Below are 12,319 nucleotides of genomic sequence, written 5' to 3'. Positions count from 1 at the left end.
CCTGCTTTTCAGCGGACTGTGCCAGCGCCGCCGCGGACTGGCAAGCGGCGACCGGGCACCCTATCTGCTGAGACAAAGGAGTGCCGCATGCAGTTTTCCATACTTGATCTTGCCGTGGTCGCCGAGGGCGCCGATGCCCGTCAGGCCATCGCCAATTCCGTCGCATTGGCGCAGGCCGCCGAGGACTGGGGCTATCACCGTTTCTGGCTGGCCGAACATCACAACATGCCGGGGATCGCCAGCGCCGCGACCTCGGTTTTGATCAACCATGTCGCCGGTCAGACGCGCCGGATTCGCGTCGGCGCGGGCGGGGTCATGCTGCCGAACCATGCGCCGCTGGCAATCGCGGAACAGTTCGGGACGCTGGCGACCATCCATGGCGACCGGATCGACCTTGGCCTTGGCCGCGCGCCGGGGGGCGACGGGGCGGTCATGCACGCCTTGCGCCGCGGCATGTCCCGCAACGAGGATTTCCCGAACGATGTGGTCGAGCTGCTGCGTTATTTCGGCCCTGCGGTCCCCGGCAATACGGTCGCGGCGCATCCGGGACAGGGCACGAATGTCCCGGTCTGGATCCTGGGTTCGTCGCTTTACGGCGCCAGCCTCGCCGCGGCGCTGGGTCTGCCCTATGCCTTTGCCAGCCATTTTGCGCCGGGCGACCTGGACGAGGCCGTGACGGTCTATCGCGAGCGGTTCCAGCAGACGCCCTTCGGCGAAACCCCGCGCTTCATGCTGGCGGTCAATGTGATCGCCGCCGATACCGATGCCGAGGCGCAGCGGCTGCGGACCAGCCAGATGATCAGCTTCGCGCGGCTGCGGCTTGGCTCTCCGGGGCTTTTGCCCGCGCCGGTCGATGACATCCGCGACGCGGTACCGCCGGGCATCCTGCCCTCGGTGGAACAGGCGCTGTCGGTCAGTGCAGTGGGTTCCCCCCAGACGGTCGCCGCGCGGCTGGACGAACTGGTCGCCCGCTATCGCCCCGACGAGCTGATCCTGGTCGGGAACATCTTCGACCAGCAGGCGCGCCACCGCTCGTTCGCAATCGCGGCCGAGATCATGAGGGGCCGCGCGTGAGGCTGCTGGTCCTCGGCCACGGCTATTCCGCTGGTTTTCTTGCCGCCTTGCTGAAGGCAGAAGGCTGGCAGATCACCGGTACCACCCGCAGCCAGCCCGAACGGGTGCTGGCCAGCGGCGCCACTCCCCTGCTGTGGCCGGGGGATGAAGATGCCGTCCGGGACGAGATCGCACGCGCCGACGCGATCCTTGTCTCGGCCGGCCCGCAGGAGGGGCATGATCCGGCGCTGGCGGCTTTCGGACCCGATATTGCGCGCACGCGCGCGCGCTGGATCGGTTATCTGTCGACGACCGGAGTTTATGGCGACCATGGCGGCGACTGGATCGACGAAGAAACGCCCCTGTCACCCACGACGCGGCGTGGGCACGACCGCGTCACCGCCGAACAGGCATGGCAGGCGCTTGCGGCCGCCCATGCGCTGCCCCTGCACATTTTCCGGCTGGCGGGGATCTATGGTCCGGGACGTGGCCCATTCGCAAAGCTGCGGGCCGGAACTGCGCGCCGGATCGTGAAGCCCGGCCAGGTCTTTTCCCGCATCCATGCCGAGGACATCGCCCAGGCCCTGCTAGCCTCGATCAAGGCGCCGCGTCCCGGCGCGATCTATAACCTGTGCGACGACGACCCTGCCCCGCCAGAAGACGTCATCGCCCATGCCGCAACGCTTCTGGGCCTGGCGCCGCCACCGGCCGAGGATTTCGCCAGCGCCGAAATGACGCCGATGGCGCGCTCCTTCTATGCCGAAAGCAAGCGGGTCTCGAACGAACGGATCAAGCGAGAGTTGGGGGTGATTTTGAAATATCCCGATTACCGCAGCGGGTTGGCCGCGCTGCTGGCGGAAGGCGGGGACTGACCCCGCCGATCCCCGTCCCGGCCTAGCGCCCGATCGAGCAGCAGCCGTTCAGCATCCGCGACGGCATGTCCTGCCCGTCAAGAATGACCGAGACGGCCAGCGCATAGCCCCGATCCGACATGCCGTCGCTGCACTGGTCGGGTCGGACAAAAGCTGTGACCCGACCCGCATCGTCGCCCGCGATCAACCCGCGCGTCGGCTCGTTCTCGATACCGCGATCCATGACCTTGCGCAGGCCAAGCTCGCGGTCCTTCTTGTCCGGTTCGGAAAAGATCATGCCCGATTTCGTGGTCTTCAGGGACCAGAACGGCTCGGTGCCGCTGCAGACCAGGCTTTGCGGCAGGGATTCGGGCTGCCACACCCCCTTCTGCGGGGCAAGGAAGCGCAGCGCCACCCATCCGGACTGCTCGCCGACATTGACACGCCCCCATTTCCCCGAGGCATCGCGCGCAATCAGCTCGACCCCCGTGGCGGTGGCGGGAAGCGTCGCGATGACCTTGGCCTGGCCGTCCGGGGTTTCGCGCACGTTCAGCGTGTCCCAGGTCTCGACCACGGTCACGTCGTAAAGGTTGGGCAGATAGCCCTTTGGCTTGGCGGGTGCCTGTTCGGCCTTGGCCGGGGCCGGTTCGGCAGCCGGTTTCGCCGCATCGGCAGCGGCAGGTTGACCCGCGGCGGCAGGGTCGGCAGGCGCGGGTTCCGCGGCGGCGGCAGGCTTCGCAGCCGCGGGCTCGGCCGCGTCGGCGGCCGGCTTGTCCGCGGCTGGCTTATCCGCGGCCGGGGGCTCTTGCGATGCGGGTGCCTGCGCCAATGCCGCCACCGGCAGGGACAGGACCAATCCAGTCAGAAGGATACGCAGCATCGGAACCTCTCAAGCGCGTTTCACCATTGCCACGCCCAGAACTTCAAGCACCTTCGCCCGGATATCCGGTGCAGACATGCGGGCTTCGCGATACATCGCTTCTGGGCTGGCATGGTCGATGAAACTATCCGGCAAGACCATCTGACGGAAGCGCAACCCTCCGTCAAAAATACCTTCATCGGCAAGAAGTTGCGCGACCAGACTGCCAAAGCCGCCGACGGCCCCTTCTTCGATGGTGATCAGCGCCTCGTGCGAGCGCGCCGTCGCCAGGATCAGGTCGCGATCCAGAGGCTTGGCAAAGCGCGCGTCGATCACCGTGGGCGAGATGCCCGAAGCCAGCAATTCCTCGCGCGCGCGCATGACCTCGGCCAGGCGGGTGCCGAAGGACAGGATGGCGACACGCTTGCCCTCGGCGATGATGCGGCCCTTGCCGATCTCCAGCGGCTCGCCGCGTTCCGGCATCTCGACCCCCATGCCCTCGCCGCGGGGATAGCGGAAGGCGATGGGCCCCTCGTCATGGGCAGCGGCGGTCGCGACCATGTGGACCAGCTCGGCCTCGTCCGCGGCGGCCATGACGACCATGCCGGGCAGGTTGGCAAGAAAAGCGATGTCATAGGCACCGGCATGGGTCGCGCCGTCCGCACCGACCAGCCCCGCGCGGTCGATGGCGAAGCGGACCGGAAGGCGCTGGATCGCGACATCATGCACGACCTGGTCATAGCCGCGCTGCAGGAAGGTCGAGTAAAGCGCGCAGAAAGGCTTCATCCCCCCCGCGGCCAGCCCGGCGCTGAAGGTCACGGCATGCTGTTCCGCGATCCCCACGTCAAAGCAGCGACGCGGGAAGCGTTCGGCGAAAAGATTCAGCCCGGTCCCGTCCGGCATCGCGGCGGTCACGGCGACGATCTTGTCGTCGCGGCTGGCCTGATCGGTCAGCGCCCGCGCAAAGACCGAGGTATAGCTGGGGGCATTCGACTTGGCCTTGGCCTGCGTGCCCGTCGCGACGTCGAATTTCGCCGTCGCGTGGCCGCGGTCCGCGGCGCGTTCGGCGGGGGCATAGCCCTTGCCCTTCTTCGTCACCGCATGGATCAGGACCGGACCAGTGGCGCGCGCCTTCAGCGTGCGGAACAGCGGCAGCAACTGGTCAAGATCGTGCCCATCGACGGGGCCGACATAGGAAAAGCCCAGTTCCTCGAACAGGGTGCCCCCGATGGTCATACCCTTCAGCATTTCCTTGGCCCGGCGCGCGCCCTCTTGCAGGGGCGGAGGCAGGAATCCGACCGCGCCCTTGGCCACCGCCTTCAGATCCTGGAACGGGTTTTCCGCGTAAAGCCGCGTCAGATAGCGCGAGAGCGCCCCGGTCGGCGGCGCAATCGACATTTCGTTGTCGTTCAGGACCACGAACAGCCGTTTGCCAAGGTCGCCCGCATTGTTCATCGCCTCGAACGCCATGCCCGCGGTCATCGCGCCGTCGCCGATCACCGCGATCGCGTCGCCCGGATCACCGCCCAGTTCACGCGCCATGGCAAAACCCAGCGCCGCACTGATCGAGGTCGAGCTGTGCCCCGCGCCGAACGGATCAAAGGGGCTTTCGGACCGCTTGGTAAAGCCGGACAGCCCGCCTTCGGTCCGCAGGCTGCGGATTCGGTCACGCCGGCCGGTCAGGATCTTGTGGGGATAGCACTGGTGGCCGACGTCCCAGATGATCTTGTCGCGCGGGGTGTCGAAGACGGCATGCAGCGCCACTGTCAGCTCGACCACGCCCAGGCCCGCGCCCAGATGGCCGCCGGTGACCGAAACCGCGCTGATCGTCTCGGCACGAAGCTCCGAGGCAAGCTGGATCAGCTCGCGGTCGCTCAGCGACTTCAGGTCCGAGGGCAGGTTCACGCGGTCAAGAACCGGGGTGGCAGGGCGGTCGGTGTGGTCGGTCTGGCTCATGCGCTGACCCTTTCGATCGGGAATTTCGGTCGTTCGGCCTGACGCTCAGGCATCGCGTTCGATGATAAACCTTGCAAGGTCGCGCAGGTTTCCTGCGGCCTCGCTATAAGGTTCCAGCGCGGATTCGGCGTTGCGCACCAGCTTGCGCGCCTTGTCGCGCGCGCCGTCCAGCCCCAGAAGCGACACGAAGGTCGCCTTGTTCGCCGCGCCGTCCTTGTTCAGCCGCTTGCCGGTCTCGGCCTCGTCGCCGATGACGTCCAGAATGTCGTCCTGGATCTGGAAGGCCAAGCCGATATTGCGGGCATATTCGGTCAGCGGGCCGGTATCTTCACCCGCCATGATCGCGCCCGAGGTCGCCGAAAAGACGATGAGCGCGCCGGTCTTGGCACTTTGCAGGCGCTTGATCGCAACGATGTCGAGGGGTTCGAGCGCGGTTTCGGCCGCGATGTCCAAGGCCTGACCCCAGACCATGCCGCGGGCCCCGACCGCCTCGGAAAACGCGCGGATCAGCGCCACCCGGACCTCGGCCGTGCCGATCTGGTGCAGGCTCAACAGACCGAAGGCCAGAGTCTGCAGCGCGTCCCCGGCAAGAATCGCCGTGGCCTCGGACCATTGCACATGGCAGGTCGGCAGGCCGCGACGCAGGTCGTCGTCATCCATCGCGGGCAGGTCGTCATGGACCAGGCTATAGGCGTGCAGCGCCTCGACCGCCGCGGCGACGGGCAGAGCCTCTCTGTCGGTCAGGCCGAACAGGCGCGCCGATTCCATCACCAGAAAGGCGCGCAGCCGCTTGCCGCCGATACAGGCATAACGCATTGCGTCGGTCAGTTCGCCCGGCGGGAAACCGGCCATGGCCTCGTCCAGCGCGGCCTGAACCTGCGCCTTCACATCCTCAAGACGGTCCTGCATCACAGCCCCTCGACGGGAACCGTTCCGGTCGGCTGGCCGCTGGCGGCAAGCGTGATCTTTTCGACCCGCTCCTCGGCGCGGCGCAGGACTTCCTCGCAATGCTTGCGCAGCAGGGCGCCGCGTTCGTAAAGCGCGATGGATTCTTCAAGCGCGGCGTCGCCGTGTTCAAGCTTGCCGACCGTCGCCTCAAGCTCGCGCATCGCCTCCTCGAAGGACAGGTTTTCGATCTCGGTCATGCCGGCGTCTCCTTCAGAACCTCGACATGGGCGCGCGCGGTGCGGCCCAAAGCGGCAAGATCATAACCGCCTTCGAGGACCGATACCACCGGCGCCGAACAGGTCGCCGCCGCGTCGAGGATCAAGCGGGTTATTGCCGTGAAATCACCGTCTCCCCAGGCCAGCGATGCCAGGGGGTCCGCCTCATGGGCATCGAACCCGGCCGAGACCAGCACAAGCTGCGGCTGCCATTCGACCACGCGGTCGCAAATCTGCCGCCAGGCCGCGCGCGCCGGACCCCCATCCGAGCCCGCCTGCAAGGGCAGGTTCAGGATCTGGCCATGTGCGCCACGTTCCGCAGGGGCGCCAGTGCCGGGATAAAGCGGAAACTGATGCGACGAGGCAAACAGGCTGCGCGGTTCGTTCCACAGCAGATCCTGCGTGCCGTTGCCGTGATGAACATCGAAATCCAGCACCGCGACCCGGTCCAGCCCATGGTGGTCCAGCGCCCGCACGGCCCCGATCGCGATCGAATTGAAGATGCAGAAGCCCATTGCGCGGGCGCGTTCGGCATGGTGGCCGGGTGGGCGCATTGCGACGAAGGCCGTCGCATCCTCTCCAGCCAGTACCGCATCCACTGCGGCGCAGACCCCGCCCACCGCGTGGCGCGCGGCCGCAAGGCTGCCCGGCGAAAGATAGGTATCCGCGTCCAGCATCGACCAGCCTTCCTCGGGCACCTTGCGAGCCACTGCCGCAAGATAACCAAGGGGATGGCAGCGCAGGATGTCTTCGTCCTCGGCGTCCGGTGCCTCGCGCCGGTCCAGCTCCAGATCGGCCAAGGCGCGGATTACCGCATCAAGCCGCGCCACCTGCTCGGGGTGACTTGGCGGCGTAACATGCCGAAATCCTGACGGATGGGTGTAAAGAAGCGTCATGGCTTCACGATTATGCAGCACACCCGCACCGGCAAGCGATAGTTCCGCGACCTGTCGAAATCGACGGGCCGCGGCACAGTCAACTGCCTAACGCGGGCGCACCAACCGGCCCGCCCCTGCCCCGCAGAAGTCAGGCCAGCAGGCGGTGGCCATCGTGCCCAAGGACAGCAACCTCGATCAGCGAGCCTTCGGGCATGTCGCGATCAAAGGCGACCTCGGTGAAATGTTCGGTCCGGGCAAGGCGAGGGCCTTCGGTCAGAACCAGCCGGGTCTGGCCGATCTGCGCGGCCAGATGGCTTTCCAGCGCGGCATCGCCCTTGGCGCGCAAGCGGGCGGCGCGGTCCTTGATCGCAGGCCCGGCGACGCGCGGCATACGTGCGGCGGGCGTGCCCTTGCGCGCGGAATAGGGAAAGACATGCAGGAAGGTCAGTCCGCAATCATCGACCAGCTTCAGGCTGTTTTCGAACATCGCCTCGGTCTCGGTCGGGAAACCGGCGATGATGTCGGCGCCAAAGACGATGCCGGGACGCAGCTTGCGGGCATCCTCGCAGAAGCGGATCGCGTCATCGCGCAGGTGCCGGCGCTTCATCCGCTTCAGGATCATGTCATCGCCCGCCTGCAAGGACAGATGCAGATGCGGCATCAGGCGCGGCTCGGTCGCGATCGCCAGCATCAGATTCTCGTCCGCCTCGATTGAATCGATCGAGCTGATGCGCAGGCGCGGCAGGTCGGGGACCAGACGCAGGATGCGCATGACCAGATCGCCCAGCCTCGGCTGACCCGGCAGGTCCGCACCCCAGCTGGTCAGGTCGACCCCAGTCAGAACGACCTCGTTGAAGCCGCGGTCGCGCAGGCGCTTGATCTGGTCGACCACAACTCCGGCAGGAACCGAGCGCGAATTGCCCCGGCCATAAGGGATGATGCAGAAGGTGCAGCGATGATCGCAGCCATTCTGGACCTGCACATAGGCACGGTGCCGGCCGAAACCGTCGATCAGGTGCCCGGCGGTTTCCTTGACCGACATGATGTCGTCGACCTGCACCTTTTCGGTCTCGCCGATCAGGTCGGGCGCACGCATTCCGGCCCAGGTCGCGGGCTGCATCTTTTCATGGTTGCCGATGACGCGCGTGACCTCGGCCATGGCGGCGAAGGTCTCGGGCTCGGTCTGGGCGGCACAACCGGTGACGATCACGGGCGCGCCGGGGTTTTCGCGGGCAAGGCGGCGAATCTCTTGCCGGGCCTTGCGCACGGCCTCGGCCGTCACGGCGCAGGTGTTCACGATCACCGCGCCCGTCAGCCCCGCCGCATCGGCCATCTCGCGCATGGCCTCGGTCTCATAGGCATTCAGCCGACAGCCAAGCGTCGCAAAGACCGGAGGGTTCACCTGATCTTTCATCCCCGCCACACCCCGTCAAAGACATGGGCGGTCGGGCCGGTCATCCAGACCCCATCCTCGCGCCAGTCGATTTCCAGAACCCCGCCGGGCACGCTCACCCGGACGCGACGGCCGGTCAGACCGCGCCGCGCCGCTGCGACGACAGCGGCGCAAGAGCACGAACCCGAGGCGAGCGTAATACCTGTTCCCCGCTCCCAGATGCGCAGGATGATCTCGTCCGGCGAGACGACCTGCACAACCTCGACATTCGTGCGTTGGGGGTAAAGCGGGTGGTGTTCGTGTTCGGGACCGAAGCGTTCAAGATCGACCGTGGCCACATCCTCGACAAAGAAGGTCATGTGCGGGTTGCCCATGCCGGTCGCGACCGGATCGCCATCAATCGGCAGATGCAGCGTGTCTATATCCGCAGCCAGCGGAATGCTCTGCCAGTCCAGGACCGGCGGCCCCATGTTCACGCGGGTCAGGCCATTCCCCGCATCCTCGGCCGCAAGCACCGCGTGATCGGTCGCCAGCCGCAGCGCCGAGGCCCCCGATTCGTCCAGCAGATAGCGCGCGACGCAGCGCGTGGCATTCCCGCAGGCCGCCGAAACCGAGCCGTCGGCGTTATAGAAGACCAGCCTGGCATCGGCATTTTCCCCCGGCAGGATGACCGCCAACTGGTCGAATCCGACACCGAAATGTCGGTCCGCCATGGCTGCGACAACCGCAGGCGCGGGCAGCTCGCCGGTCGAGCGACCGTCGAGGACAACGAAATCATTGCCCAGCCCATGCATTTTCATGAAGGGCAAGGACAGGCCTTGGCCGGGGTTTTGCTGCTGTTCCATGCGGGTCACATACGCTTGCGGGAAAGTTTTTTCCAGAGGTCGTGATTTTTCCGCTTGACCCCACCAGCGCCCAACACTAGTTAGCCCCCCGTGCAGTGGGCCCATAGCTCAGTTGGTAGAGCAACTGACTTTTAATCAGTGGGTCACAGGTTCGAATCCTGTTGGGCTCACCACTATATCTTCCCCCGGAAGATTGGCACAACGGCTGATGATAATGTCAGCCAAACGTTTGTCCAGACATTATAATTCGGCCTTCGGGCCAGCCGTTCAGCGCTGGACGCTTTTGCGTCTTCGATGATCTCACTCGGGCATTCGCGACCAATGCGCCGCTTATGTCGCTTGTCCCGAAGCTGGCGCGGCGGGGCCGGAAACCGGCCCCGAAACCCGACCCGTCACAGGATGAAATCGTCCCGATTCAGGTTCACCAGCCCCGCAAGTTCGATCTGGAAATCGGCCCGCCCGTCGTGGTTCAGATCGCCATAGACGATGGTCCGGTCATGGTCCGTGCCCGTGACATCGAACTGGCGAAAGACCACATCTGCCGTCGTGGCCGAAAAATTGCCACCGCCGCGCCAGACAAAGGCCTGGTCCCCGGCCAGCGCCGGATTCGCATCGATCCGCGACAGGTCGATTTTGTCCTGCCCATGGGTGAAATCCAGGATCAGGTCACGATGACCCGTACCCGACAGCGGGTTCAGCGGGCCGTTGTTGATGTAGCCGGAATAGCCCGGCGCGGAATCCTGGACCGAGGTGAAGACGAAGCTGTCATGGCCCGCGCCGCCGCGCATCGTGTCGACGCCCGCTCCGCCGATCAGCACGTCATTGCCCCCGCCCCCCAGCAGGACATCGTTCCCGCCGCGACCAGACAGCGTCTCGTTGCCCGAACCGCCAACCAGCCGGTCATTCCCGGCGGTGCCGGTCAGCCCCTCGACCACATCCGTCACCGCGATGCGCAGCCCATGGCGTCCCTCGGGGCCGGTGCCGATGGTCGGATCGTTCAGCAGGACCGTCACGTCCAAAGCGGGATTGGTCTCGAAATCCAGTGCGGCCCCGGCACGCAGCCAGACCCCGCCATTGCGGATCTCGAACAGACCCGCATCCGCTCCGGTCAGCGACAGGTGGTTCGGCCCGCCATCCGGGTCGGTGACGGACAGCGTCGCAACCCTGATGCCCGCCGCGGTCGACGCATCCTCGGCCAGGTTGCCAACCAGGGGCGAAACATGCAGCACCGGCGCGTCATTCACGGGCGTCACGTTGAACCCGAAGCTGCGCGCTATCGGGACCGAGCCGTCCTCGTTTCCATCCTCGACCAGCACCCGAAACGAGGCGGAGTTGCTCTCGGACCCGTCATGCAGAAAGCTGACCCGGCCCGCGGCAATATCAGCGGCAGTAAAGCTGGCCGCGGCCGCGCCATTCACCAGCAGCGCGCCATGAACCGGGGCCGAGACACGGAACACCACGCCCGCGCCGCTGTCGTCGGGATCGCTGAAGCCGATATCGGCAGCGGTCAGGACATAGCGCCCGCCTTCGCGGACGGTCGCGTGCAGGTCTCCGGTCAGGACAGGGGCATCGTTCACCGCCGCGACATTGAAGGTCAGCCGGTTCGGCGTCGGATCAAGGTCGACGCCGCCACCCGCCGTGCCGCCATTGTCCTGCACCTGAAAGGTCAGCGAGGCATAGGGCGCCCCGTTGCCATTCGCCGCGGGCCGAAACACCAGATCACCCGCGGCGATATCGGCGACGGCGACCATCTGCCCTGCCGTGACGGCGACGCCATCCAGCGTCAATTGCCCTGCCCCCGGCAGGCCGGTGATCCTGACCGCCGACAGCGCGTGTCCGTCCGGATCGCTGAAGCCGAAATCCGAAACCACCAACGCGCGGCTGCCGTCCTCGTTCAAAGAGAGTGTGTGGTCGGCACCTGATGGGGCGCGGTTTACCACGTCATCATTCACGATGATCGCGGTTGCCGCGCCCTCTGTGGCCGAGATCCTGCCCTCTCCATCGGCATGGGTCAGGGTCAGCGTCAGGCTTTCATCTGCCTCGAATTGCGAATCTGGAACAATGGCGACGCGGACGATGGCCGATTGTTGTCCTACCGCGAAGCTGACCATCGCTGCCGGCGCGACATAGTCGGAACCTGCGGCCGCGCTGCCGCCAAGGGAAAAGGACATGCTCTCGGCTTCCGAGGTGGCTGTGCGGGTGATGGTGAACTCAAGATAACCGCCCGAACCGGTGGCCGTACCTTCATTTGCCGAGGCCGCGGTGACCGAATAGGTCGCCATGGTGTTCAGCAGAATGGTGCTGGTATTCGAACCGAAGTTCGATGTCGCGATATCAAGGTCGCCGTCGCCATCGAAGTCCGCAAGCGACAACCCGCCTGGAGAGATTCCGACAGGAAGCGGCAGGCCGCTGGCAGGCGTGAAGTTGCCTGCGCCATCGTTGAAAAGAATGCTGATCGAGGAGGAGCCAGAATTGGACACCACCATGTCCAGATCGCCGTCCCCGTCCAGATCGCCAAGCTTGACGTCATAGGGGTTGTTTCCGGTCGCAAAATTGACAGGTGCCGCAAATCCGCCCGTGCCATCGTTGCGCAGGACCGACACCGAGTTGCCGCTGAAGTTGACTGCGATCAGGTCCGCCCTGCCATCGCCGTCCACGTCGCCCACGGTGATGCCCCTGGGCCCCGCCCCCGTCGCCGCCGTAACCGGGGCGGCAAAGGTTCCGTCGCCGTTGTTGAACAGGATCCCGATCGAGTTGTTGGAATTGTTGGTGACCGCCAGATCAAGGCGTCCGTCCCCGTTGAAATCCCCCAACGCCATCTGGACCGGGAGGCTACCGCCCGTCGTCAGCGGAGAACCTTGTGCCGCCGCAAAGCTGCCATGGCCGTCATTCAACATGACCGACAGATTGTTCGACGAATAGTTTGCGGTGACGAAATCAAGATCCCCGTCACCGTCGAGATCCCCGACGGCTATGCCGCGGGGACCCGTTCCAACAGCGGTGTAAGACGTAACGAAGCCGCCGGTGCCGTCGTTCATCGCAATAGTGACGCCATTGCCCGGAAGATTCGTGGCAAGGAAATCGATATCGCCGTCGCCATCCAGATCGCCGGTGACAACTGATCGCGGGCCATTGGTGGCAGGCATGAGGCCGGTTTGGGCAAATGCCCCGGTTCCATCGCCCAGCAGCACCGAGACATTGTCGCTGATGTAGTTCGCGACGAGCAGGTCCAGGTTGCCGTCACCATTCACGTCGGCGACCGCGTTGCTGACCGGGTTCGTGCCGGTCGGATTGGTGGTCATGGTCCGGAAGATGGCCATG

At 65.7% G+C, this 12,319-nt stretch carries 10 protein-coding genes and 1 tRNA gene; 3 read left to right on the top strand and 8 right to left on the bottom strand.

What is annotated here, in order from left to right:
- Positions 1 to 87: 87 nt before the first annotated feature.
- Together RM190_RS21310 and RM190_RS21305 are read left to right on the top strand one after the other, a co-directional pair.
- Complete coding sequence (locus RM190_RS21310; protein WP_311761495.1) at positions 88 to 1,074, top strand: LLM class flavin-dependent oxidoreductase; 987 nt, start codon at positions 88 to 90, stop codon at positions 1,072 to 1,074.
- Positions 1,071 to 1,925 carry an SDR family oxidoreductase gene (locus RM190_RS21305; protein WP_311761494.1) on the top strand — a complete coding sequence of 285 codons (855 nt, stop codon included), beginning with the start codon at positions 1,071 to 1,073 and terminating at the stop codon, positions 1,923 to 1,925. The genes RM190_RS21310 and RM190_RS21305 overlap by 4 nt, the downstream gene beginning before the upstream one ends.
- 22 nt (positions 1,926 to 1,947) lie before the next feature.
- Here RM190_RS21305 and RM190_RS21300 read toward each other — a convergent pair whose 3' ends face one another.
- The 7 genes from RM190_RS21300 to dapF form a co-directional block, all read right to left on the bottom strand.
- Positions 1,948 to 2,784 carry a COG3650 family protein gene (locus RM190_RS21300; protein WP_311761493.1) on the bottom strand — a complete coding sequence of 279 codons (837 nt, stop codon included), beginning with the start codon at positions 2,782 to 2,784 and terminating at the stop codon, positions 1,948 to 1,950.
- Between the two features lie 9 nt (positions 2,785 to 2,793).
- Positions 2,794 to 4,719, bottom strand: coding sequence for a 1-deoxy-D-xylulose-5-phosphate synthase (gene dxs, locus RM190_RS21295; RefSeq protein WP_311761492.1), 1,926 nt, complete (start codon positions 4,717 to 4,719; stop codon positions 2,794 to 2,796).
- 45 nt (positions 4,720 to 4,764) lie between these two features.
- Positions 4,765 to 5,628, bottom strand: coding sequence for a polyprenyl synthetase family protein (locus RM190_RS21290; RefSeq protein WP_311761491.1), 864 nt, complete (start codon positions 5,626 to 5,628; stop codon positions 4,765 to 4,767).
- On the bottom strand, positions 5,628 to 5,864 hold the full coding sequence (locus tag RM190_RS21285; protein WP_311761490.1) for an exodeoxyribonuclease VII small subunit: 237 nt from the start codon (positions 5,862 to 5,864) through the stop codon (positions 5,628 to 5,630). The genes RM190_RS21290 and RM190_RS21285 overlap by 1 nt, the downstream gene beginning before the upstream one ends.
- Complete coding sequence (locus tag RM190_RS21280) at positions 5,861 to 6,778, bottom strand: histone deacetylase family protein (RefSeq protein ID WP_311761489.1); 918 nt, start codon at positions 6,776 to 6,778, stop codon at positions 5,861 to 5,863. Before RM190_RS21280 ends, RM190_RS21285 begins: the two co-directional genes overlap by 4 nt.
- A 130-nt stretch (positions 6,779 to 6,908) precedes the next feature.
- On the bottom strand, positions 6,909 to 8,162 hold the full coding sequence (gene mtaB / locus RM190_RS21275; protein WP_311761518.1) for a tRNA (N(6)-L-threonylcarbamoyladenosine(37)-C(2))-methylthiotransferase MtaB: 1,254 nt from the start codon (positions 8,160 to 8,162) through the stop codon (positions 6,909 to 6,911).
- Between the two features lie 8 nt (positions 8,163 to 8,170).
- Complete coding sequence (gene dapF / locus RM190_RS21270) at positions 8,171 to 8,998, bottom strand: diaminopimelate epimerase (RefSeq protein ID WP_311761488.1); 828 nt, start codon at positions 8,996 to 8,998, stop codon at positions 8,171 to 8,173.
- A 97-nt stretch (positions 8,999 to 9,095) separates the two neighbouring features.
- Between dapF and RM190_RS21265 the strand changes: the two genes are divergently transcribed.
- Positions 9,096 to 9,171 (top strand) — tRNA-Lys (locus RM190_RS21265).
- Between the two features lie 219 nt (positions 9,172 to 9,390).
- Here the strand turns inward: RM190_RS21265 and RM190_RS21260 are convergent.
- Entirely contained in the window at positions 9,391 to 12,318 is a 2,928-nt protein-coding gene (locus RM190_RS21260; protein ID WP_311761487.1) for an FG-GAP-like repeat-containing protein, read from the bottom strand.
- Position 12,319: the final 1 nt, after the last annotated feature.

The organism is Paracoccus broussonetiae, from assembly GCF_031854425.1.
Taxonomy (GTDB): domain Bacteria; phylum Pseudomonadota; class Alphaproteobacteria; order Rhodobacterales; family Rhodobacteraceae; genus Paracoccus; species Paracoccus broussonetiae.
Note: the sequence above shows the minus strand (reverse complement) of the source record. Positions and strands in the feature narration are given on the sequence as shown.

Excerpts from the sequence above, each read along its gene's own strand:
- RM190_RS21310 (WP_311761495.1), top strand. The coding sequence starts at position 88 with ATGCAGTTTTCCATACTTGATCTTGCCGTGGTCGCCGAGGGCGCCGAT.
- RM190_RS21280 (WP_311761489.1), bottom strand. The coding sequence starts at position 6,778 with ATGACGCTTCTTTACACCCATCCGTCAGGATTTCGGCATGTTACGCCG.
- dapF (WP_311761488.1), bottom strand. The coding sequence starts at position 8,998 with ATGGAACAGCAGCAAAACCCCGGCCAAGGCCTGTCCTTGCCCTTCATG.
- RM190_RS21290 (WP_311761491.1), bottom strand. The coding sequence starts at position 5,628 with ATGCAGGACCGTCTTGAGGATGTGAAGGCGCAGGTTCAGGCCGCGCTG.
- RM190_RS21260 (WP_311761487.1), bottom strand. The coding sequence starts at position 12,318 with ATGGCCATCTTCCGGACCATGACCACCAATCCGACCGGCACGAACCCG.
- RM190_RS21300 (WP_311761493.1), bottom strand. The coding sequence starts at position 2,784 with ATGCTGCGTATCCTTCTGACTGGATTGGTCCTGTCCCTGCCGGTGGCG.
- RM190_RS21285 (WP_311761490.1), bottom strand. The coding sequence starts at position 5,864 with ATGACCGAGATCGAAAACCTGTCCTTCGAGGAGGCGATGCGCGAGCTT.
- dxs (WP_311761492.1), bottom strand. The coding sequence starts at position 4,719 with ATGAGCCAGACCGACCACACCGACCGCCCTGCCACCCCGGTTCTTGAC.